The organism is Thermodesulfovibrio sp. Kuro-1, from assembly GCF_006538445.1.
Taxonomy (GTDB): Bacteria; Nitrospirota; Thermodesulfovibrionia; order Thermodesulfovibrionales; family Thermodesulfovibrionaceae; genus Thermodesulfovibrio; species Thermodesulfovibrio yellowstonii.
Genome location: NZ_BJKS01000006.1, coordinates 82326 through 102447 on the forward strand (window position 1 = coordinate 82326; position 20122 = coordinate 102447).

At 33.8% G+C, this 20122-nt stretch carries 22 protein-coding genes; all 22 read left to right on the forward strand.

Annotation, left to right across the window (positions count from 1 at the left end):
* The first annotated feature begins 8 nt into the window (after positions 1-8).
* The 22 genes from FLY87_RS08830 to FLY87_RS08930 all read left to right on the forward strand — a co-directional run bounded on the left by FLY87_RS08830 (position 9) and on the right by FLY87_RS08930 (position 20121).
* The gene (locus FLY87_RS08830; protein ID WP_012546370.1) at positions 9-404 is read left to right on the forward strand and encodes a response regulator transcription factor; all 396 of its coding nucleotides are present in this window, start codon (positions 9-11) and stop codon (positions 402-404) included.
* 45 nt (positions 405-449) lie between these two features.
* On the forward strand, positions 450-1001 hold the full coding sequence (locus tag FLY87_RS08835) for a Slp family lipoprotein (protein ID WP_012545495.1): 552 nt from the start codon (positions 450-452) through the stop codon (positions 999-1001).
* A 6-nt stretch (positions 1002-1007) separates the two neighbouring features.
* Positions 1008-2642, forward strand: coding sequence for a DNA mismatch repair endonuclease MutL (mutL, locus tag FLY87_RS08840; protein WP_141266978.1), 1635 nt, complete (start codon positions 1008-1010; stop codon positions 2640-2642).
* A gap of 307 nt (positions 2643-2949) precedes the next feature.
* Positions 2950-3462: a flagellar basal body-associated protein FliL gene (gene fliL / locus FLY87_RS08845; RefSeq protein ID WP_012546721.1), complete on the forward strand. Its 513-nt coding sequence runs from the start codon at positions 2950-2952 to the stop codon at positions 3460-3462.
* 2 nt (positions 3463-3464) lie between these two features.
* Positions 3465-4433 carry a flagellar motor switch protein FliM gene (gene fliM, locus FLY87_RS08850; protein WP_012545847.1) on the forward strand — a complete coding sequence of 323 codons (969 nt, stop codon included), beginning with the start codon at positions 3465-3467 and terminating at the stop codon, positions 4431-4433.
* A gap of 1 nt (position 4434) precedes the next feature.
* Positions 4435-4854 carry a flagellar motor switch protein FliN gene (gene fliN / locus FLY87_RS08855; protein WP_012546327.1) on the forward strand — a complete coding sequence of 140 codons (420 nt, stop codon included), beginning with the start codon at positions 4435-4437 and terminating at the stop codon, positions 4852-4854.
* A 78-nt stretch (positions 4855-4932) separates the two neighbouring features.
* Positions 4933-5871 carry a flagellar type III secretion system pore protein FliP gene (fliP, locus tag FLY87_RS10365; RefSeq protein WP_373920419.1) on the forward strand — a complete coding sequence of 313 codons (939 nt, stop codon included), beginning with the start codon at positions 4933-4935 and terminating at the stop codon, positions 5869-5871.
* Positions 5868-6137 carry a flagellar biosynthesis protein FliQ gene (gene fliQ / locus FLY87_RS08865; RefSeq protein WP_012546140.1) on the forward strand — a complete coding sequence of 90 codons (270 nt, stop codon included), beginning with the start codon at positions 5868-5870 and terminating at the stop codon, positions 6135-6137. Before fliP ends, fliQ begins: the two co-directional genes overlap by 4 nt.
* Entirely contained in the window at positions 6134-6865 is a 732-nt protein-coding gene (locus FLY87_RS08870) for a flagellar biosynthetic protein FliR (protein WP_012545011.1), read from the forward strand. Before fliQ ends, FLY87_RS08870 begins: the two co-directional genes overlap by 4 nt.
* Positions 6866-6868: 3 nt before the next feature.
* Entirely contained in the window at positions 6869-7930 is a 1062-nt protein-coding gene (flhB, locus tag FLY87_RS08875; protein ID WP_012545442.1) for a flagellar biosynthesis protein FlhB, read from the forward strand.
* Positions 7931-7935: 5 nt separating this feature from the next.
* Complete coding sequence (gene flhA / locus FLY87_RS08880) at positions 7936-9978, forward strand: flagellar biosynthesis protein FlhA (protein ID WP_206768427.1); 2043 nt, start codon at positions 7936-7938, stop codon at positions 9976-9978.
* Positions 9979-9988: 10 nt separating this feature from the next.
* Positions 9989-11032 (forward strand): hypothetical protein, encoded by a 1044-nt coding sequence (locus FLY87_RS08885; protein WP_141266980.1) that lies wholly within the window; start codon positions 9989-9991, stop codon positions 11030-11032.
* Positions 11022-11840 (forward strand): MinD/ParA family protein, encoded by an 819-nt coding sequence (locus FLY87_RS08890; RefSeq protein ID WP_012545992.1) that lies wholly within the window; start codon positions 11022-11024, stop codon positions 11838-11840. Before FLY87_RS08885 ends, FLY87_RS08890 begins: the two co-directional genes overlap by 11 nt.
* Before the next feature lie 4 nt (positions 11841-11844).
* The gene (locus tag FLY87_RS08895; RefSeq protein WP_012546657.1) at positions 11845-12555 is read left to right on the forward strand and encodes a sigma-70 family RNA polymerase sigma factor; all 711 of its coding nucleotides are present in this window, start codon (positions 11845-11847) and stop codon (positions 12553-12555) included.
* Between the two features lie 47 nt (positions 12556-12602).
* The gene (locus FLY87_RS08900; protein WP_141266982.1) at positions 12603-14486 is read left to right on the forward strand and encodes a HEAT repeat domain-containing protein; all 1884 of its coding nucleotides are present in this window, start codon (positions 12603-12605) and stop codon (positions 14484-14486) included.
* Positions 14483-15334 carry a protein-glutamate O-methyltransferase CheR gene (locus FLY87_RS08905; RefSeq protein ID WP_012545471.1) on the forward strand — a complete coding sequence of 284 codons (852 nt, stop codon included), beginning with the start codon at positions 14483-14485 and terminating at the stop codon, positions 15332-15334. Before FLY87_RS08900 ends, FLY87_RS08905 begins: the two co-directional genes overlap by 4 nt.
* Before the next feature lie 13 nt (positions 15335-15347).
* Positions 15348-15722, forward strand: a complete 375-nt coding sequence (locus FLY87_RS08910; RefSeq protein ID WP_012545197.1) for a response regulator — start codon at positions 15348-15350, stop codon at positions 15720-15722.
* Between the two features lie 9 nt (positions 15723-15731).
* Entirely contained in the window at positions 15732-16136 is a 405-nt protein-coding gene (locus tag FLY87_RS08915) for a chemotaxis response regulator CheY (protein ID WP_012546608.1), read from the forward strand.
* Entirely contained in the window at positions 16136-17149 is a 1014-nt protein-coding gene (locus FLY87_RS10180) for a chemotaxis protein CheA (RefSeq protein ID WP_181406024.1), read from the forward strand. Before FLY87_RS08915 ends, FLY87_RS10180 begins: the two co-directional genes overlap by 1 nt.
* Complete coding sequence (locus FLY87_RS10185) at positions 17146-17853, forward strand: chemotaxis protein CheA (protein ID WP_181406025.1); 708 nt, start codon at positions 17146-17148, stop codon at positions 17851-17853. Before FLY87_RS10180 ends, FLY87_RS10185 begins: the two co-directional genes overlap by 4 nt.
* A gap of 18 nt (positions 17854-17871) precedes the next feature.
* Positions 17872-19056 (forward strand): protein phosphatase CheZ, encoded by a 1185-nt coding sequence (locus FLY87_RS08925; protein ID WP_012546090.1) that lies wholly within the window; start codon positions 17872-17874, stop codon positions 19054-19056.
* 9 nt (positions 19057-19065) lie between these two features.
* The gene (locus FLY87_RS08930; protein WP_012545234.1) at positions 19066-20121 is read left to right on the forward strand and encodes a chemotaxis response regulator protein-glutamate methylesterase; all 1056 of its coding nucleotides are present in this window, start codon (positions 19066-19068) and stop codon (positions 20119-20121) included.
* Position 20122 lies beyond the last annotated feature (1 nt).

A 20122-nucleotide genomic window follows, 5' to 3' on the forward strand; every position in this document is an offset into this window, starting at 1 on the left:
GATGGAATATGCCAAAAGCTGTTATATGCGAAAACAATAAGGAAATCCAACAAACTTTATCTGATTATCTAAGGTCATTAGGCTTTGAATGCCTTAGCCCTTCAAATAATGAAGAGGCTTTAGGGATGATCGGACTTGAAGACGTAGTTTTAATTATAATAGGGCAAGAATACAGTGAAATAATCAAGGAAATATTATCTTTTCCGATGTATCGGAGAAGAGAGATTATTGTATTTTCTCTAAGTAATTCAATAGCAACAATGGATAGGCTTTATGCATTTGTTCAAGGCGTAGATTTCATTATAAATCTTAAAGATTTGAACAACTTCCCTATAATTTTTAAAAAGGCTTATGCTGAATACCAAAAAACTTACAGACTATTTAAAGAGGTAATAACAAAGTAAATTCCATAATTTTGATTCTTTGTAATCCAATTGATATAATAAACTATGTTACAGAAGTTTTTTATTTCTGTTAAATTTTTTATATTAGTAATTTCATTGTTTTTTGTATTCAGCTGTGCAACTTTGCCTAAACCTTTACAGGATATTCCTTCATTAAAAGATGTGCCTTTCAAAGTCGTTAAAGATAATCCTGACAAATACAAGGATATATCTCTTTTATGGGGTGGAAGAATTACAAATTGTATCAATACTCAGGATGGAACAGTTTTTGAGATTCTTCATTTACCTCTTGATAGAGAAGGTTACCCAGAAGAGACAGATGCTTCAGAGGGAAGATTTATTGTAAAATCAAAAAATTTTCTTGACTGTGCTGTTTACTCAAAAGGAAGACTACTAACAGTTGCCGGGAGATTTAAAGGACTGCAAGAGGGCAAGATTGATACAATGCCTTACATTTTTCCTGTTATTGAGGCTCAGGCAACGTATCTGTGGAAAAAAACAAAATACTATCCTAATTATTACTGGCATCCTTCAATATGGTTTTGGTATGGTTCTCCTGGTTGGTGGTTTGAGTATGGATATCCTCCGTGGTGGTAGAGTATATTGAATAGAATTAAAATACTTCCTGAGACTATTGTCGGGAAAATTTCAGCAGGAGAGGTTGTAGAAAGACCAGCCTCAGTAGTAAAAGAACTGATTGAAAACTCAATAGACGCAGGTGCGAACTCTATATCTGTTTATATAAAGGAATTTGGAATTGCTGAAATAAAAGTAATAGATGATGGAGAAGGAATTCCATCGGATGATGTTATATTGGCTTTTCAGAGACATGCAACGAGTAAAATAAAAGATGGAAAGGACCTTCAAAGAATCTCTTCTCTCGGATTCAGAGGTGAAGCTCTTTACTCAATAGCAAATGTAAGCAAGCTCAAAATTATTACCCAGTATAAAGATGAAGACACAGGTACAGAGGTTTATCTTACGGGAGGTAATTTAGTATCGCAGAAGCCTGTAGTTACTAAGGGAACAACAGTAGAGATTAGAGATCTCTTTTTTAATACACCTGTCAGAAGAAAGTTCCTTAAATCTTCTTATACTGAAAAAGCACATATTATTGAAACAGTCCAGAATTACTGTCTTGCCTATCCAGAAATTTCCTTTTCTTTATTTATTGATAGAGAAGAAGTTTTAAATATACCTCAGGTAAAAACTTTATATGATAGAATATCACAGGTTTTTGGTTTAGAATTTACAGAGAAGCTTAAGTTTAAAACAATTTCAAAAGATAACTATAAAATTGAGTTATTTCTTGGTGGAGAAGAACTTCTGAGAAAATCCAAGGGTAGACAATTAATCTTTGTAAACCGCAGGCCTGTAAAAGATTTTTCAATTGTTAATACTATATATAAAGCTTTTCATATCAATGAAAATCATCCTCAGTTTTTTATTTTTATAAATCTTCCACCAGAGGATGTAGATTTTAATGTTCATCCTGCAAAAAAAGAAGTAAGATTTCGTGAACCCCAAATAATTCATCAGCTTATTTTTAGAATGAGTGAATATCAAGTTAAATCATCAATGATTGCAGAAGAGACCAATCAGTGGAAGGTAAATGCAGATTTGTCTTCAATATCTCAAATTTCTGCATTTTATACAGAGTCAATTTTTAACAAAGAAGAAATTTTTCACTTTTTCAGTATTGGTGACGCAATTGTTGTGATTCAAAGGGTGGATGGAATTGTCTTTCTTGACTTCCATGCAGCGCATGAGAGGGTAAATTTTGAGAAGATTTTAAATAAAATGAGTGAACAAATTGTAAAACTTACTTTTCCCCATGTTATAAACTTAAATCCGCAGGATTATGTTTTAATAAAAGAAAATCTACACATACTCAATGAACTCGGCATTGAAGCTGAAGATTTTGGAGAAAATTCAATAGTAATAAGAGCATTACCTGAGATTATTAAATATATAGATATAGCAGGAATGATTGAAAATATCGCATTAACACTTAAAGAAGGAACATCTACACCAGATTTTATTGAGATAAAAAGAAAAATTGCAGCAACAATAGCATGTCATAGCTCTTTAAGGGCAAATGAGAAAATTAACCATTTTGAAATTAAGGCTTTACTTCAGGAACTTGAAAGAACTTCTGATCCTGAACACTGTCCTCATGGAAGACCTGTAAGAAAGTTTATCTCTCTTGATGAAATAAAAAAATGGTTTTTAAGATAATGCTGTCAAAAAGAAAATTCAAATCGTCAAAAAATTGGCACAGAATTTAACTTCTATAAAGCTTTTGTCTATTGACTTTTATATAATTTACAAAATCTGGCATAAACTATGCTAAATATTTTAATTTAGAAAAGAAGAGGGTATTCAATTACTAACAGTCATTCCAATCGCCCTTAATGGGTGCGAGGAATCTCTCTTTGATGCAATAGAAAAAAGGAGGAGATTCCTCGGCTGCTTCCGCAGCCTCGGAATGACAATTGGAGGTAATTGAAAAATAGACCTAAAAAGAATAAAAGGAGGAAGGAGTATGGCAAAAGAAAAAGCTACAAAGTTAGAAGAGGAAGAACTACAGCCTAAGGAACAACCTGAAAAACCTAAGAAAAAAACTAAATTTCCATTACTGATTATTATTGCTGCGATAGTTTTAATAGTTGGAGCAGGAGGAGCTTATTTTTTTCTAACTGGTAAAGGTGCAGAACATGGCAAAGGCTCTGCTACGAAGGATTCAAAAGAAGTTCAGGGTATAAATTTTGCTCTTGAACCGTTTGTTGTAAATTTGATGGATCAAAGTGGAACTAAATATCTTAAAGTTTCTGTGCAGATTGAACTTTCTGATGCAAAGTTGGCTGAACAGGCAAAAAACAAAACGCCACAGATAAGGGATGCTATAATAACTCTTTTAACAAATAAAACATCTGACGAATTGATTACTCCTGAGGGTAAATTGCTTCTTAAAGACGAGATAAAACAAAGAGCGAATCAGATTCTTGGTGAAGGTACAGTTATAAATGTTTATCTTACAGATTTTGTAATGCAGTAGCCATGCCAGACGACGAGATTTTATCCCAAGATGAGATTGATGCTCTGCTAAAGGGCATTTCAGGAGGAGAGGTTGAGACAGAAACAGCAGAAGCTCCTTCTGGAGTTAGACCCTATGATTTTACTTCTCAGGAAAAGATTGTTCGCGGCAAGATGCCCTCTTTGGATATTATAAATGAGCGTCTTGCAAGAAGTTTCAGAGTAAGTCTTGCCTCAGACATAAGAAAAATAGTAGATGTGATAAATGTAAATGTAAATATTACAAAATTCTATGATTTTCTCCGCTCTGTTCCTTTTCCTTCAAGTCTAAATATTATAAAACTTGAACCTCTCAGAGGTTTTAGTCTCGTTGTTTTTGATGCGCCTATGATTTTTACTCTAATTGAATTTTATTTTGGCGGCTCAGGAAAAGGTTATTACAAACCAGAAGGAAGAGAGTTTACGCCTATCGAGCAAAGAATAATTCACAAGGTTGTTATGATGTTTCTTGAAAGTATGGAGGAAGCATGGAAGCCTATTTTCCAGATAAAACCTCATTTTATAAGAACAGAGATGAATCCTCAATTTGTTACAATAGTCACCCCTGTTGATGTGGTAATTGAAACAGAGTTTACCCTTGAAATAGAAACAAGAGAGTGTAAAATTATGGTTTGCATTCCCTATTCTTCAGTAGAACCTATAAAAGAAAAACTTTATAGTGCCTTTCTTGCAGACAGAGATGAAATGGATATGAAATGGATAGGAAGACTTAAGGCACAAATAAAAAATGCACCTGTGCAGGTTGAAGCTATTTTAGGCAAAGTAACTATAGACTTTAAAACATTATTAGACCTTAAATCAGGTGACATTGTCACTCTTCAAAGAAGAATAGACGAAGAAGTGGATTTGCTTGTAGAAGGTGTTCCTAAATTTAAAGGCAAATTAGGAACATTTAAGGGAAATTATGCAATAAAAATAATAAAGGAGGCATAAAATGGAGGAAAAGGAGGTTCAGCAACAATCATCTCAGGAAGAACTTGAAGAAGAGCTTGATATGGCAAAAGCTCTTGAGATGGAAAAGGCAATGAAAGCAAAAGAGGAAGTTCAGTCACCTCATATAGATGAATTTACCGTTACTGAAGAAAAACCAAAGACAAGAGATATTGATTTTATTCTTGATATTCCTCTTGAACTGGTAGTTGTTATCGGAAGAACAAGAATTCTTGTTCAGGAACTTCTTCAATTAACTCAGGGTTCTGTTGTTGCCCTTGATAAACTCGCTGGCGAACCAATGGAAGTTTATGTCAATGGCAAGCTTGTTGGAAGAGGTGAGGTAGTTGTAGTAAATGAAAAGTTCGGCATAAGAATTACAGATATTATAAGCCCTCAAGAAAGAGTAAAACAGCTTGGTTGAGAGGATACAATGGAATATTTTAAAGCCATATTATCCTTAATTTTTATTATTGTAGCCCTATATATTGTTTTGCGATTAATGAAAAACAAGATAAATCCAGGAAAGGGATTTATTCAGATTATTTACTATCAGCCAATAGGTTATAAAAAAGGTATAGGTGTGGTAAAAGCCTTTGATGAATATCTTTTGGTTGGGATATCGGAGCATGGAATTAATCTGATAAGTAAACTTGATTCTTCAAAGATTAAGGCAATCTTTGAAGAGCAGACAGAGGAGAGAAGAACTCTCTGGCAAAGGATATTCAAAGGAGGTTTATTTAGCTGTCTTTTAATTTTATCTCCAACACTTTGTTTTGCTGCACCTCAGTCTGCTCAAGGAGGGTTATTTGGTTTTTCAAGTGCCATTGACATTCTTGTATTTATAACTCTGTTAAGCTTTCTACCAGCAGTATTAATCATGATGACATCTTTTACAAGAATTGTTATTGTTCTTTCTCTGTTAAGACAGGCACTTGGAACTCCTTCAGTTCCTCCGAATCAAGTTATAATCGGGCTTGCATTGTTTCTTACCCTTTTTATTATGTCTCCAACAGTTGACAGAGTTTACAATGAAGCTTACTTACCACTGTCAAAAAAAGAGATAAACATGGAAGAGGCGATAAGTAAAGCATCAGTTCCATTTAAAGAGTTTATGCTGAAGCAGACAAGAGAAAAAGACCTTGCCCTGTTTTTCAAACTTTCAAAAACAGAAGTCAAACCTGCAACTCCTATGGATTTACCGATGAAAATTGTTGTTCCTGCCTTTGCTCTTGGTGAACTTAAAAGGGCTTTTGAAATCGGATTTTTAATCTTCCTTCCTTTTTTGGTTATTGATATTGTTGTGGCAAGCATATTGCTATCTATGGGAATGTTTATGGTTCCACCAGTTATGATATCAATGCCTTTTAAGTTATTGCTTTTTGTTTTAGTTGATGGATGGCAATTGATTATAGGCTCACTTGCAGGAGGATTTAAATGACAGTAGAATTTTTAAACTATATTTCAAAACAGACCTTTGAAACCATTCTTCTGGTTGGAGGTCCTGTGTTACTTGTAAGCCTTCTTGTTGGTCTTATTATAGGACTATTTCAGGCAATAACCCAGTTACAGGAGATGACAATAAGCTTTGTTCCAAAGGTTATTGCTGTTTTTTTAACATTGCTTCTTACAATTCCCTGGATGGTCAATATAATGACGAAATTTACAAGGGGAATTTTTGAAAACCTTCCCATGTATGTTAAATGAACTACTTAGAACTTCTTACAACGAATTTTTATAGTTTTATTCCTGTTTTCATAAGGGTTTCTATAATACTTTTCTTTCTTCCATACATTGGCAGTAGGACCGTTCCAATAATGTTTAGATTCTTTTTTGCTCTTTCTATATCTCTTGCTATTATTCCTTTTATACATGTAAAAGAGGAAAATTTGCTTATTTCTCTGTTTAATGCTGTTGTTTTTGGAATGGCTATAGGTATCATGGTAAGGGTTATTATTGCTGCAGTTGAGATAGCTTCTCAATGGATGAGTATGCAGATTGGTTTTACTATTGCAAATGTTTTTAATCCTCAGTTTGGTGAACTTATGGGACCTCTTAGTATTTTCTATGAGATGTTCACAATTGCTCTTTTTTTCTCTTTAGATTTACATCTGAGTTTTGTTGAAATGATAGTTAAGACTTTTGAATTTCCTATAAAATTTTCTTTCTCAGGAAATATAATAGCCTTTTCCTATATTATGTTCCCTCTTGCTTTAAAACTCGCTGCTCCTGTTTTACTTGTTCAGGTTCTTATGAATATAGGACTTGGATTTTTATCAAGGATTATGCCTCAGGCAAATGTTTTTTTTGTCGGATTCCCGCTTTTGCTTGCTACGGGTATTGCAGTTATGTGGTTGAGCATTCCTATCTTCACAATGGTTCTTTCAAAGGCATTTATAAATCTTAAAGATGCTTTATTTGGTCTTTTGAGGTAAGCTATGCCAGAAGAACTGCAAGAACGAACTGAACAGGCTACCCCGCGAAGGCGAGAAAAAGCTCGGCAAAAGGGTGAAGTCCCCCGAAGTAGAGAACTTACTGGTATCATAGGAACGTGGATGATTTTCCTTTATTTTGTTTTTTCTGGCACATTTTTAATCTCAATAATGCAACATATGAAAGAGGCATTTACAAGAGTTAAAAATCCAGAGTTTGTTGCAAGTGCTATAATTACAATAATAAAAGATGAAATAAAATGGTATTTTATTCAATTTCTTCCAATTGGAGGAGTACTTCTTTTTGGTGTTTTGCTTGTTCATTTTATTCAAACAGGTTTTCTTTTTACAGGAGCAACATTAGTTCCTGATGTATCAAAGATAAGTCCATTAAAAGGCATAAAAAAACTTTTTTCCCTGAATGCTTTGTTTGAGACCATAAAGGGTATTTTAAAATTGGTTGCTCTTGGTATAGTTATATATTTTGTTCTGAAAAAAGATGTCAATATTCTGCCACTTTTGATTGATATGGATGTAAAGGCTATTGCAGGTATTTCATTTCAAAAAATTTATCAACTCATACTTGCTTGTCTTATAATGCTTACTGTTTTTGCAGGTATAGATTTTGCATATCAAAGATGGCAGTATGAGAGAAATTTAAGAATGACAAAACAGGAAATAAAAGAAGAATTCAAAGAAACAGAAGGTTCACCAATGGTAAGAGCAAGAATAAGAAGCTTACAGAGAGAGATGGCACGTAAAAGAATGATGCAGGAAGTTCCAAAGGCTGATGTTGTTATTACAAACCCTTTGCATCTTGCTGTTTGCATAAAGTATGACTCAAAAAATATGAATGCACCTGCGGTTGTGGCAAAGGGAGCAAATCTTCTTGCGGAAAGGATAAAAGAGATAGCAAGAGCTTCGGGCGTACCCATATATGAAAACAAGCCCCTTGCAAGGGCTTTGTATAGAATTCCTCTTGGAGAGGAAATTCCTGAAGCACTCTATAAAGCAGTAGCTACTATTTTAGCTACTGTTTATAAAATTAAAGGAAGACAGATCGCATGAATATTATGAATTACATAAGAAGTGATGTGCTTGTTGCAGTTGGAATAATTCTTATATTGATATTCATGATTGTTCCCATTCCTCCATTTATGCTTGATTTATCCCTTACAATGAGCATAACCCTCTCAATTTTGATTATTTTGGTAGCTTCCTATGTGAGAAAACCCCTTGATTTTTCAGTGTTTCCTTCTGTTTTATTAATTGCTACACTTATGAGACTTTCTCTTAACATTGCATCAACTCGTCTGATTTTAACAAGAGGTGAGCTTGGCACAGAAGCAGCAGGTAAGGTTATAAAAGCATTTGGAGAGTTTGTTGTAAGTGGAAATTTTGTAGTTGGTTTGATAGTTTTTTTAATTCTTGTAATTATTAACTTTATTGTAATAACCAAAGGAGCTGGAAGAATTGCAGAAGTGTCTGCTCGTTTTACTCTTGACGCCATGCCTGGTAAACAGATGAGCATTGATGCAGATTTAAATGCAGGACTTATTGATGAAAAGGAAGCAAGACGCCGAAGGGAAGAAATAAGCAGAGAAGCAGACTTTTATGGAGCAATGGATGGAGCAAGTAAATTCATTAGAGGTGATGCAATTGCTGCCATAATAATTATGATTATAAACATTATTGGAGGAATACTCATTGGAGTGCTTCAAAAAGGTATGCCAATTGGAGATGCTGTTCAGACCTATGTAATACTTACAATTGGTGATGGATTGGCTGCGCAGGTTCCTGCTCTTATTACATCAACTGCAGCAGGAATAGTTGTTAGCAGAGCAGCAACGGAATCAAATCTTGGGCAGGATATACTTCAGCAGCTTTTTAAAAATCCTAAAACATTGGCAACAGCATCTGGAGTACTTCTTTTGCTTGGGTTGATTCCGGGCTTACCTCATCTTCCTTTTATAATTATAGCCGTGGTATCGGGTGCAATTGCTTATTTAATGATAAGTAAAGAGAAAAAGGAAAAAGAAGCACTTCCTCCGCCTCCTGTAGAGGAAAAACCTGTTTCAATGGAAGCTCAACTTGAAAGCCTTCTCAGGGTTGATCCTATCTCTCTTGAGATTGGCTATAATCTTATTCCACTTGTTGAGGGAGAAAGTTCTCTTGTAGAAAGGATTCGTTCTCTTAGAAAACAGATTGCAATGGAAATGGGTTACATTGTTCCATCAATACATATAAAAGATAATTTAATGCTCAAACCTTCTCAATACAGCATTCTTATAAAGGGAGTTGAGATAGCAACTTCTGAAATAATTCTTGGAAGATTTCTTGCAATAGGTGCCCGCCCTGGACAGGATATTGATGGAATTCCTACAAAAGACCCTGCTTTTGGAGTAGATGCGTTGTGGATTGAAGAAAAAGATGTTTCAAAAGCACAGATGCTTGGATTTACTGTTGTTGATGCTTCATCAGTTATAGTTACCCATTTGAGAGAAGTTCTTAAAAATTATGGTTATGAATTACTCGGAAAACAAGAAACTCAAAGATTACTTGATAATCTTGCTAAAACTCATCCAAGAGTTGTTGATGATTTGATTCCAAATCTTTTAACACTCTCTCAGGTGCAGAAAGTGCTTCAGAATCTATTAAGGGAAAGGGTATCAATAAAAGATTTACAGACAATACTTGAAACCCTTTCGGAGTATGCTAATGTAACTAAAGACCCTGACATTTTAACAGAGCATGTTAGACAGGCACTGTCAAGAAGAATAACAAAAAGTGTCCAAAATCCTGACGGTTCTATTTCTGCAATTCTTTTTGAGCCATCTCTTGAGAGGACATTTATTGAATCTCTCCAGACAACACCACAGGGTATAAATTTTGCTACAGATCCTTTGTTAATGGAAAAAACCATTGAAAATGTAAAGAAGATGGCTGATGAGGCAACTGTAAAGGGTTATCAGCCTGTGTTGATATGTTCGCAGTCAATAAGAAGATTTATAAAGAGAGCAATTGAAAGAATTGCACCATCTTTACCTGTTCTTTCGCCACAGGAAATAGCTCCTGGAGTAAAAATACTTATGTTTGGCACAGTAAAACTTAATTAGGAGGAAAATGATGAAAATAAAAAAGTTTCAGGGTAGAACTTTTAAAGAAGTTTTAGAAACAGTTAAAAAAGAGATGGGACCAAATGCTGTGATTTTATCAACTTCCTCTAAAAAAGAGCCTCTTTCAAATAATTCTTTTATAGAAATTACTGCTGCCACAGATGAAGAAGAAACTTTTACTGCTCAGGAGATATTAGGACACAGACTGCAGACTGAAGATTCATGGAAATTTGACCACGGAGTATTTAAAGAAATAGAAAAGCTTAAAGCTGAGGTAAGTCTTTTGAGAGAGAGCATTACAAAACTATTTCCTTCGCTTGATGATATTTCTAAAAGAGGACTTTATAATTTTCTGATAAAAAACAATGTTGAACCATATCTTGCATTAATGCTTCTGGAAAAAGCTAATGATATGAATGAATTAAGAATGGCTATTGAAAATGAATTAAAAACCTGTAGGAATAATTTTGATGAAGAAAAGGGATACATTTTTTATGGACTTCCTGGAGTTGGAAAAACAACTACAATTTTTAAAATAGGACAAAGTTTAAAAGACAATAACAAGAAGATAATGCTTATTTCTCTTGACCAGAGAATTTCATCTGTGGCTTATATAAAAGAAGTAGCATTAAAGCTAAAATGTGAGGCAAAATTTATAAATGAACCAAAAGAACTTTATAAAATAATGCATAAAGAAATTGATAAAAAAAATTTACTTATTGATACTCCCGGAGATGTAAATATAAGTCTTGCAGGAGAACTTAAAAATCTGTTGAAGGATATGCCTATAAAAAAATGTCTTATTATGGATGCATCAATGTCAATGCAATCAAGCTTCAAGATATTAAAAACAATGGATACTGCTTCAGTTGATTGCATAGGTTTTAGTAAGATTGATTTAGCGCAAACTTATGGGAATTTATATAATCTGTCAGTTTTATCAGGGAAACCTGTAAGCTTTATTACTTCTGGGGCATATGGAGAGCCTCAAGTTAAAGTATTGCCACCTGATACAATAACGAATCTCATTGTAGGAGGAGTATGTGCAAACTAATGCTCAAACTAATGTCCCGAGAATTGTAGCTGTTTCAAGCGGGAAAGGAGGTGTTGGGAAAACCAACTTTGTAACAAATATTGCACTTATATTGAGAAGCATGCAAAAAAGAGTGCTTCTAATGGACGCTGATGTTGGTTTAAGTAACATTGATATAATGTTTGGAATAGCACCGAAATACAACATAAAACATTTACTTTCTGGTGAGAAATCAATAAAAGATATTATTGTCAAGACTTCTGAAGGAATTGATATTATTCCAGCCAGTTCTGGAATAAGAGAATTAACTCAACTTACATCTGTCCATAAAATGAAAATTATTGAAGAGCTTGAAAGTATTGATAATGATTACGATATATTTCTTATTGATACAGGAGCAGGAATTTCAGATAATGTAACTTTTTTCTGTTCTGCTGCCCATGACAATATTGTAATTGTTACTCCTGAACCAACTTCAATTGCAGATGCCTATGCATTGATTAAGGTGCTTTATAAAGAACATGGAGAGACAAATTTTCGTATAGTTGTGAACAATACTAAAAATCATAAAGAAGCAAAGGAGACCTTCAGGAAACTTTCAATGGTTGCTGAAAGATTTCTTGGGATAACTCTTGATTGGCTGGGAGCTCTTCCATACGATGAAAAAATAAAAGAAGCTGTTATTGCTCAGAAACCTTATATAACTCTTTATCCAACATCTGATTTTTCAAAAAAGCTTATTGAACTTGCAAAACAGTTTCTTAAGAGAGATGTGGATTTATTAAAAGGAGGAATGCAGTTTTTTCTAAAAAAATCACTAAGTAAATAATTTTATGCTTTATTCTGAAGATGATAAAGAGAGCCTCATTAAACAGTTTTTGCCAAAAATAAAGCATTATGCTTTAAGATACCATCATATTGTTCAATCTGTTTTAGAGTTAGAAGATTTAATTTCTGCTGGAATAAAGGGATTACTTGAAGCATTAAATAAATATAATCCTTCATTAAATGTCCCACTTGTTGCTTTTATAGACTACAGGATAAGAGGTGCTATACTGGATGAAATTCGTTCAGTGGATGTTTTTTCAAAAGAATTCCGTAAAAAAGTAGAAAATGTAAAAAAAACTTACAAAAATTTAAAACAGTCTGGCAAAGACCCAACAGATGAAGAATTGGCTAATTATTTAAATATTACTCAGGAGGAGTTACAAGAAGTTTATCAGAGTATAACAGCTTCTGATATAGTAAGTTTAGATAGTTTTGTAGTTGGAGAAAATGGAGATAAACTAAATCTTCTTGAAGTTATTTCAGATGAAAAAAATATTTTTGAAGATATAAAATTTCGTGAATTAAAGGAAAAACTAACTTCTGCAATAGAAAATCTTTCCGAAACTGAAAAGCTTATCATATCCCTTTATTATTATGAAGAGTTAAACATGAAGGAAATTGCTCAGGTTTTAGGTATTTCTTTATCCAGAGTAAGTCAGATTCATGGTAAGACTTTGCTAAAGCTCAAAAATTTTCTTGCAAAAGAAGTTGATTAATTAAAAAATTTTGTATAATATTATCAATTGCTTCTGGAGGTTCAGAAATGAAAAATATAAAGCAATTAGTGCTTAAACTTCTTCATAATCCTGACTCCTCAGTTCGCAGACAAGCAGCAGAAGAACTTGCTTTGACTGATGAAAGAGCGATTTATCCATTGATAAAGGCACTAAGAGATGAAAATACCGCTGTTCAAGAGGCAGCAGCACAGGCTCTTATATCTATTGGTAGCAAAGATAATTTTTTTCTAATAAATCCAGGTGAAGTTGTTACATACATGGTTGTTCCTCTTTTAAGAGAGGAAGATGTTTATTTGAGAAATATAGCAATTTTGATAATTAAAGAAGTGGGACATAAAGCTCCTGAACTTCTCTACAAACTTCTTAAGGATAAAGACCCTGATATCAGAAAGTTTTCACTTGATTTAATAGCAGATATTAAAAAAGGCTTTGATGCTTCAAAACTAATACCTTTACTTAAAGACCCAAATGGCAATGTCAGAGCTGCTACTGCTCATGCCATAGGAGAACTTGGATATAGACAGGCAATTCCTGCGCTTATAGAAAGTTTGAAAGATGAGGAATGGGTTGTTTTTTATGTTTTACAGGCACTTGCCCAACTAAAGGCAGAAGAAGCTGCAGATAAAATAGGTGAACTTCTTTTAAACACAGAATCAATTTTAATTAAAGCAGAAGCAATAGAAACACTGGGTAAAATAGGAACTGAAAAAGTTGCAGAACCTCTTTTGAAATATTTTCCTGTTGCGACGAAGGATGAAAAGCAACAAATCGTTAAAGCACTTATAAGAATAGGCATAATTCCAGACGGACAGGATTTGAAAGAAGAGATTCTCTCTATTTTTAAAGAACAAGAGTGGGATGAAAAGCTGATAGCTTTGAAAGGTATAAAATTAACCAATCTCATAGAGGCGGTTCCGTTTATTATAGAAGAAGCTGGAGGTCTTGATCCAAGCTGTTTTGATTATGATGAAAAAATACAGGCTTTAGAAGAAACATTGCTTTCTATAAACTCAGAAGATGAACTCCTTTCAATGATTGAAAAGAATAAACTTAAATATCGGGCTAAAGCTTTTGTTATAAAAGTGCTCGGTAAATTAAGAAGTAAAAAAGCGGTTCCAATTCTTATAAAACTTCTTGAAGATCTAAAGAGGGATATAAGAATTGCCTCTGCAAAGGCACTTGGTGAGATTGGTAGCACAGAAGTTATACAGCCTCTTATAAAAAAATCTATAGAGGATCAGGATGCAAATGTGAGAAAAGCTGCGATAGAAGCTTTAGGAATGATAAGAGCTTCTGAGGCTTATGAGCCTCTTTTAAATTTACTTGACAGAGAAATATATTCAGATATTATTGAAGTTATTGTATCAGCTCTTATATCAATTAACCAGGAAAAGTTTTTAGAGAACCTAAAATCTTATAAAAGAGAAGTAAAGCAAGCTTTAGCAGGAGTGATATATTCATTTGATATTTTAAATATGCTTGTTCAGTGCGAAGACAAAGAAGTGCGAAAAACAGCTTTATATGCACTTGGAAGACTTGCAACAGAGCAAGCTATATCTAAAATTCTTGAATTTATTAAGTCTGACGATAAAGAATTGAAAAAAGTAGCTATTCTGGCATTGGGAGAAGCTAATTTCTGTTCTGATGAACTATTTAAATGCCTTAAAGATGAAGACGCATGGATAAGATACTACACTATAAAATCAATTTCTAAAGCATGTGATCCAGAGGTTCTTCTTGAAAAACTTACTCCTCTCTTAGACGATCCCTTCCCTCCTGTTGTAATTGCTGCTGTAGAAGCTTTATCAGAGATTTCTATGCCTCAGGTTTATGATATTCTGGCATCTAAAAAACAGCATCCTGATAAAGAAGTCAGAGAAAAAATAGAGGAGGTTTTACAGAAAATATGACCATAATGTCTGCTTCCTCTTCCGCAGCAATAAATGAAGAAGTTTTTAAACAGTTGAGGGATTTTATATATGAAAAAACAGGTATCTATGTGCCTGATAATAAAAAATATTTTCTTGAAAATAGACTTAGCAGAATTTTAAGGGAAAAAAATCTACGTAATTTTGAAGACTATCTTTATTTTCTAAGATACAGTGCAAATAAACATGATATAGCAAGACTTTTTGATGCTATTACAACAAATGAAACATTTTTTTTCAGAGAACCCCAGCAGTTTGAAGTATTTGCTCAAAATCTTATCCCGCAAATTATAAAAGAAAATACTCAGATGGGTAGAAAAGATATAAAGATATGGTCTGCTGCCTGTTCAACAGGAGAAGAGCCCTACACAATTGCGATGATTTTATATGATTTACCAGAATTAGTCTCATTTAGAAAGGAAATATACGCTTCTGATATAAGTGAAGGTGTTCTTATGTCAGCAAGAAGAGCCATTTACGGCTCTTATTCTGTAAGAAATATTCCACCTCAGTATATGGCAAAATATTTTAAAGACAGCGGAGGAATGTATGTTCTTTCTGATGCCATAAAATCAATGGTAAAATTTCTGAGTATAAATTTGATAGATGAAAGAGAAGTCAAACAGCTTAAAGGACTGGATGTTGTGTTTTGCAGGAATGTTTTAATTTATTTTGATGACAAAGCAAAGAAAAAAGCTGTTTCGCTTATTTATGATGTATTAAGACCAAAGGGTTATCTTTTTGTAGGAACTTCTGAAAGTCTTCATAATATTACAAGAGCATTTCGTCCTATAGTTATAAATAAAGTTGTTGTATATCAAAAAGTTTAGTGAGGAGGATATTATGAAAGTTCTTATAGTGGATGATGATAAAACAACAAGAAAGATGATATCTCTGATACTTAAAAGCAAAGGATATGAGGTTGTAACAGCTGAAAATGGTATAGAGGCGCTTCAAAAACTTGGGCTTGAACGAATAAATTTGATTCTTACAGATATGAATATGCCCTATATGGACGGAATAGAGTTTATAAAACAGGTAAGGGCAAACCCTGATATAGCCAACATTCCTATTGTTATGATAACAACAGAGGCTGATGAAGATGAGAAAAGAAGAGCCTTTGAAGCAGGAGTTGATGACTATCTTGTAAAACCTACAAATGCTGAACAGATTAGCGAAAGTATGAAAAAAATAGTTAAAAAAATTTTTAATAAATAGGAGGATAATATGTTTAATTATAAAATAAAAGTTCTGGTAGTTGACGATTTTCCAACAATGCGTAGAATTGTAAAAAATCTTCTTAAACAACTTGGCTTTGAAAATATTGATGAAGCAGAAAACGGAGAGGATGCTTTAAGAAAGTTACGTAATACAGAATACGGTCTTGTAGTTTCAGACTGGAACATGCCTGTTATGGAGGGTATAGAACTTTTAAAGAATATAAGGAATGACCCAGCTTTAAAAGATATACCCTTTTTAATGGTAACAGCTGAGGCTGAAAAGGAAAAAGTTATTGAAGCAATAAAAGCAGGAGTTGACAACTATATAGTAAAGCCTTTTACAGGAGAGGTTTTGAAGGAAAAACTTGAAAAAATTGCTCAGAAAAGACCATCTCTTAAAGGAGGACAGTAATGGCTGATGAGATGGATGAAATAATAAACGAATTTATTGTTGAAGCAGAAGAAATTCTTGAACAGCTTGATCCTCTTTTTGTTGAACTTGAACAAAAACAGGATGCTGAAATTATCAATGAGATATTTAGAGGAATGCATACCCTCAAAGGAGCAGCTGGATTTCTTGGATTTCAAAATGTTGTAGATGTTGCTCACAGAGCAGAGACAATTTTAAAAAAGGTAAGAGAGGGAGAGATTCCAATTTCTGCTGAAATAACTGATGCTATTTTGAAAGCTGTAGATACACTAAGAATTCTAATTTCACACATTAAAGCAAAAGAAGAAATAACTGAAAATATTCAACCAATTTTGGATTTACTTGATAAAGCTCTTGAGAAAGCTTCTCTTCAAGAACCTGAAAAAACTGAAGAGATAGAACAAAAAATTGAAAAAGCTGAAACTGAGGAAATTGAGTCTAAACCTTCTTCAAAGCCTGAAGAAGTTGTGACACAAGCTCCAAAAGAAAAAGAAGTTGCCACATTGAGGGTTGATGTTGAAAGAATAGATAAAGTAATGGATCTTGCAGGAGAGATAGTTCTTGCTCGTAATAGGTTGCTTAATCTCTCAAACAAACTTGAAGCAAAATATGCAGGAGATGAACATGTAGAAGGGCTTGTGGAAACCACTGCATTTCTTGATAGAGTTACTTCAGATTTGCAGCTTGCTGTAATGAAAATGAGAATGCAACCTCTTCAGAAAGTTTTTGTAAAGTTTCCCAGAATGGTGAGAGACCTTGCAAGAACACTTGGCAAAGAAGTTGATCTTGAGATTATTGGTGAGGATACAGAGGTTGATAAATCAGTTATTGAACATATTGGAGACCCTCTTGTTCACATAATAAGAAATTCAATAGATCATGGAATAGAGTCTCCAGAAGAAAGAATTTCTAAGGGAAAGCCATCAAAAGGTAAAATTGTCATAAATGCATATCAGAAAGGAACTCAAATTGTGATAGATATATCTGAATTGTGATAGATATATCTGATGATGGGAAAGGTATAGATTATGAAGCTGTTAAGGCAAAAGCAATTACAAAAGGGCTTATTACTCTTGAAGAAGCTGAAAAGATGTCTGAAGAAGCAATAATAAACTTAATTTTTTTACCAGGATTTTCCACAAAGGATGTGTCAACAGAATTGAGTGGCAGAGGAGTTGGAATGGATGTTGTTAAGTCCAATGTTGCGAAACTCAATGGATATGTAGAAATTTTTACAGAAAAAGATAAAGGTACTACTTTTAGAATAAGCTTACCTCTCACATTAGCAATAATTCAGGCTATGATGGTTCAGGTAGGAGATGAGATTTATGCCATACCTCAGTCAATGATTGAAGAAACATTAAGGATAGGTATTGATGAAATTAAAGAAGTAACAGGACAAAGGGTTCTTACAATAAGAGACAGAGTTTTACCACTTTTCTTGCTTAATGAAATTCTTTCAACAACTGGTGGAGTTGACAATGACAGAAAGTATATTCTTGTTGCCAGTGTAGGAGATAGAAGATTTTGTATATCTGTAGATTCTGTAATCGGTCAGGAAGAAATTGTTATAAAGACTATAAACGGAATAGACTCTGAAGAATGCGGTATAATGGGAGCTACAATTACAGGCGATGGAAAGGTTGTTTTAATTCTTGACCTTGCAGTTCTTTCAAGAAAAGTTTTAACTGTAAAATAAATTCTTAGGAGTGTGAAAATGAAACAGTACATTGGTTTTATTCTTGAAAAAAATGAATATACTGTTCCCATTCTTAAGGTGCAGGAAATCATTAAACTACCTCAAATTACAAAGATGCCAGGTGTGCCTTATTATGTTGAAGGAGTCACAAATCTCCGCGGTAGAGTAATTCCCATTGTGAATTTAAAAAGAATTCTCGGTATTCCTGAAGAAAACAATGGTAGCAAAGTAATAGTTGTTTCATCAGGCAAGATAACATTTGGTGCATTAGTTGATGACATTACGGGTGTGGTAAATATAGATGAAACAAATGTTGAGCCTGCTGAAGAGTTTATGCAGCATGGGCAGACCCAGGTAGAAGGAGTTGCCCGATTAGATGATAGATTACTTGTTTTACTGGATACAAAAAAGCTAATTCCTTCTGAAGACCAGAGCCTTTTTGAAGAAGAAATAGTAGAGTTTCATGATGAAGGTGATAAAGTTGAGGTCGTTAAAAAACTGAGTGGAATAGGTGGAGAAATGACTGTCAGAGAGGTCATTGACCCTGTAAAGTTTTATGAAGAAAAAGGTGTTTCTAAAGATGATCCAAGATATATTCTTCTTGAAGAAATAACCAATTTTATGAATATGGTTGCGCAGGGAGATTATGAGCAGGCAAATAAAGTAATGAATAACATAATTCAGAAAAGTCAGAGTGATTTATTTAAAGAAGTGGGAAAAGTAGCGAGGAAACTACATGACTCTTTAAAAAGTTTCAGAGAAGCACTTGATCCAAAATTAAAGGAAATAGCTACTGAAAGAATGCCAAGAGCAGTTGATCAGTTACAGATGGTCATTGATAAAACAGAAGAAGCAGCTAATAAAACAATGGAAATTGTTGAAAAATATATTTTAAAAATGGATGATGTAGCAAACCATATAAGACAGATACAAGGACCTTCTGAAAGTATAGAATTTCTCAGGAATTTTAAAAACTCTCTTGAAGATGACTTGACAGAGATACTCACAACTCAATCATTTCAGGATTTAACAGGACAGGTTCTTAAAAAGGTGATTACTCTTGTAGGTGACCTTGAAGTAGAACTTGTTCGTCTTATAACTACTTTTGGATTGAAGATTGAGGAGAAAGAAATGGCGAAAAAAGAAGTTGAAAAAGTATCACAGGAAGATGTTGATGACTTACTTAAAGAATTTGGTTTTTAAGGGGCATATATGATTAAAGTTTTAGTTGTAGATGATTCAGCCTTTATGAGAAAAGCTATTACTTCAATGCTTCAGGAAGACCCTGAAATAAAAGTAATCGGTACAGCAAGGGACGGAGTTGAGGCTGTCCAGATGGTTCAGGAATTTAGACCAGATATTGTAACAATGGATGTTGAAATGCCAAGAATGGATGGCATAACCGCATTAAAAGAGATAATGAATAAATGTCCTGTTCCTGTAATCATGGTAAGTTCTCTTACAACTGAAGGTGCGAAGGTAACTCTTGAAGCACTTGAACTTGGTGCAGTTGATTTTATACCTAAAAATCTTGCTGAGCTTTCAGTGAATATTATCAAGATTAAAGGAATGCTAATTGATAAAATTAAAACAATTGGCAGAAGAGGAATTGTAAAAAGAAAGCCTCCAGTTAAAACTGCTGAAACAAAAATAGAAGTTCCTAAGGTTGAAATACCAAAGACAAGGGTAACAACAGAAAGAAAAGTAGGAATTATTTCTATAGGCACGTCTACAGGAGGACCTAAAGCTCTTCAGGAAATTATTCCAAAACTGCCAAAAGACTTTCCAGTTCCTATTGTAATTGCCCAGCATATGCCACCTAATTTTACAAAACCTTTTGCTGAAAGGCTTGACCAGTTGAGTCAACTTTCAGTAAAAGAGGCTGAAGAGGGTGAAACTGTAAAACCTGGTATTGTATACGTAGCTCCTGGGAGAGGACATATGAGACTTAAAAGAAGAGGGATTGAGACTTTTATTTCTGTTTCAGAGGATAAAGAAGAGTTTATATATCGTCCAAGTGTTGATGTTTTGATGGCATCTGTAGCAGAATGTTATCCAGGCAGGAGTCTCGGAGTAATACTCACGGGAATGGGTAATGATGGAGCAAAAGGATGTAAAAAAATAAAGGAAACAGGTGGAAGAATATTTGCTCAAAATGAAGAAACTTGTGTAGTATATGGTATGCCTCGTGCTGTTGTTGAAGCAGGAATAGCTGATAAAGTTATTCCTCTTGAAGAAATGGCAGGAGAAATAATAAACGCTGTATAGG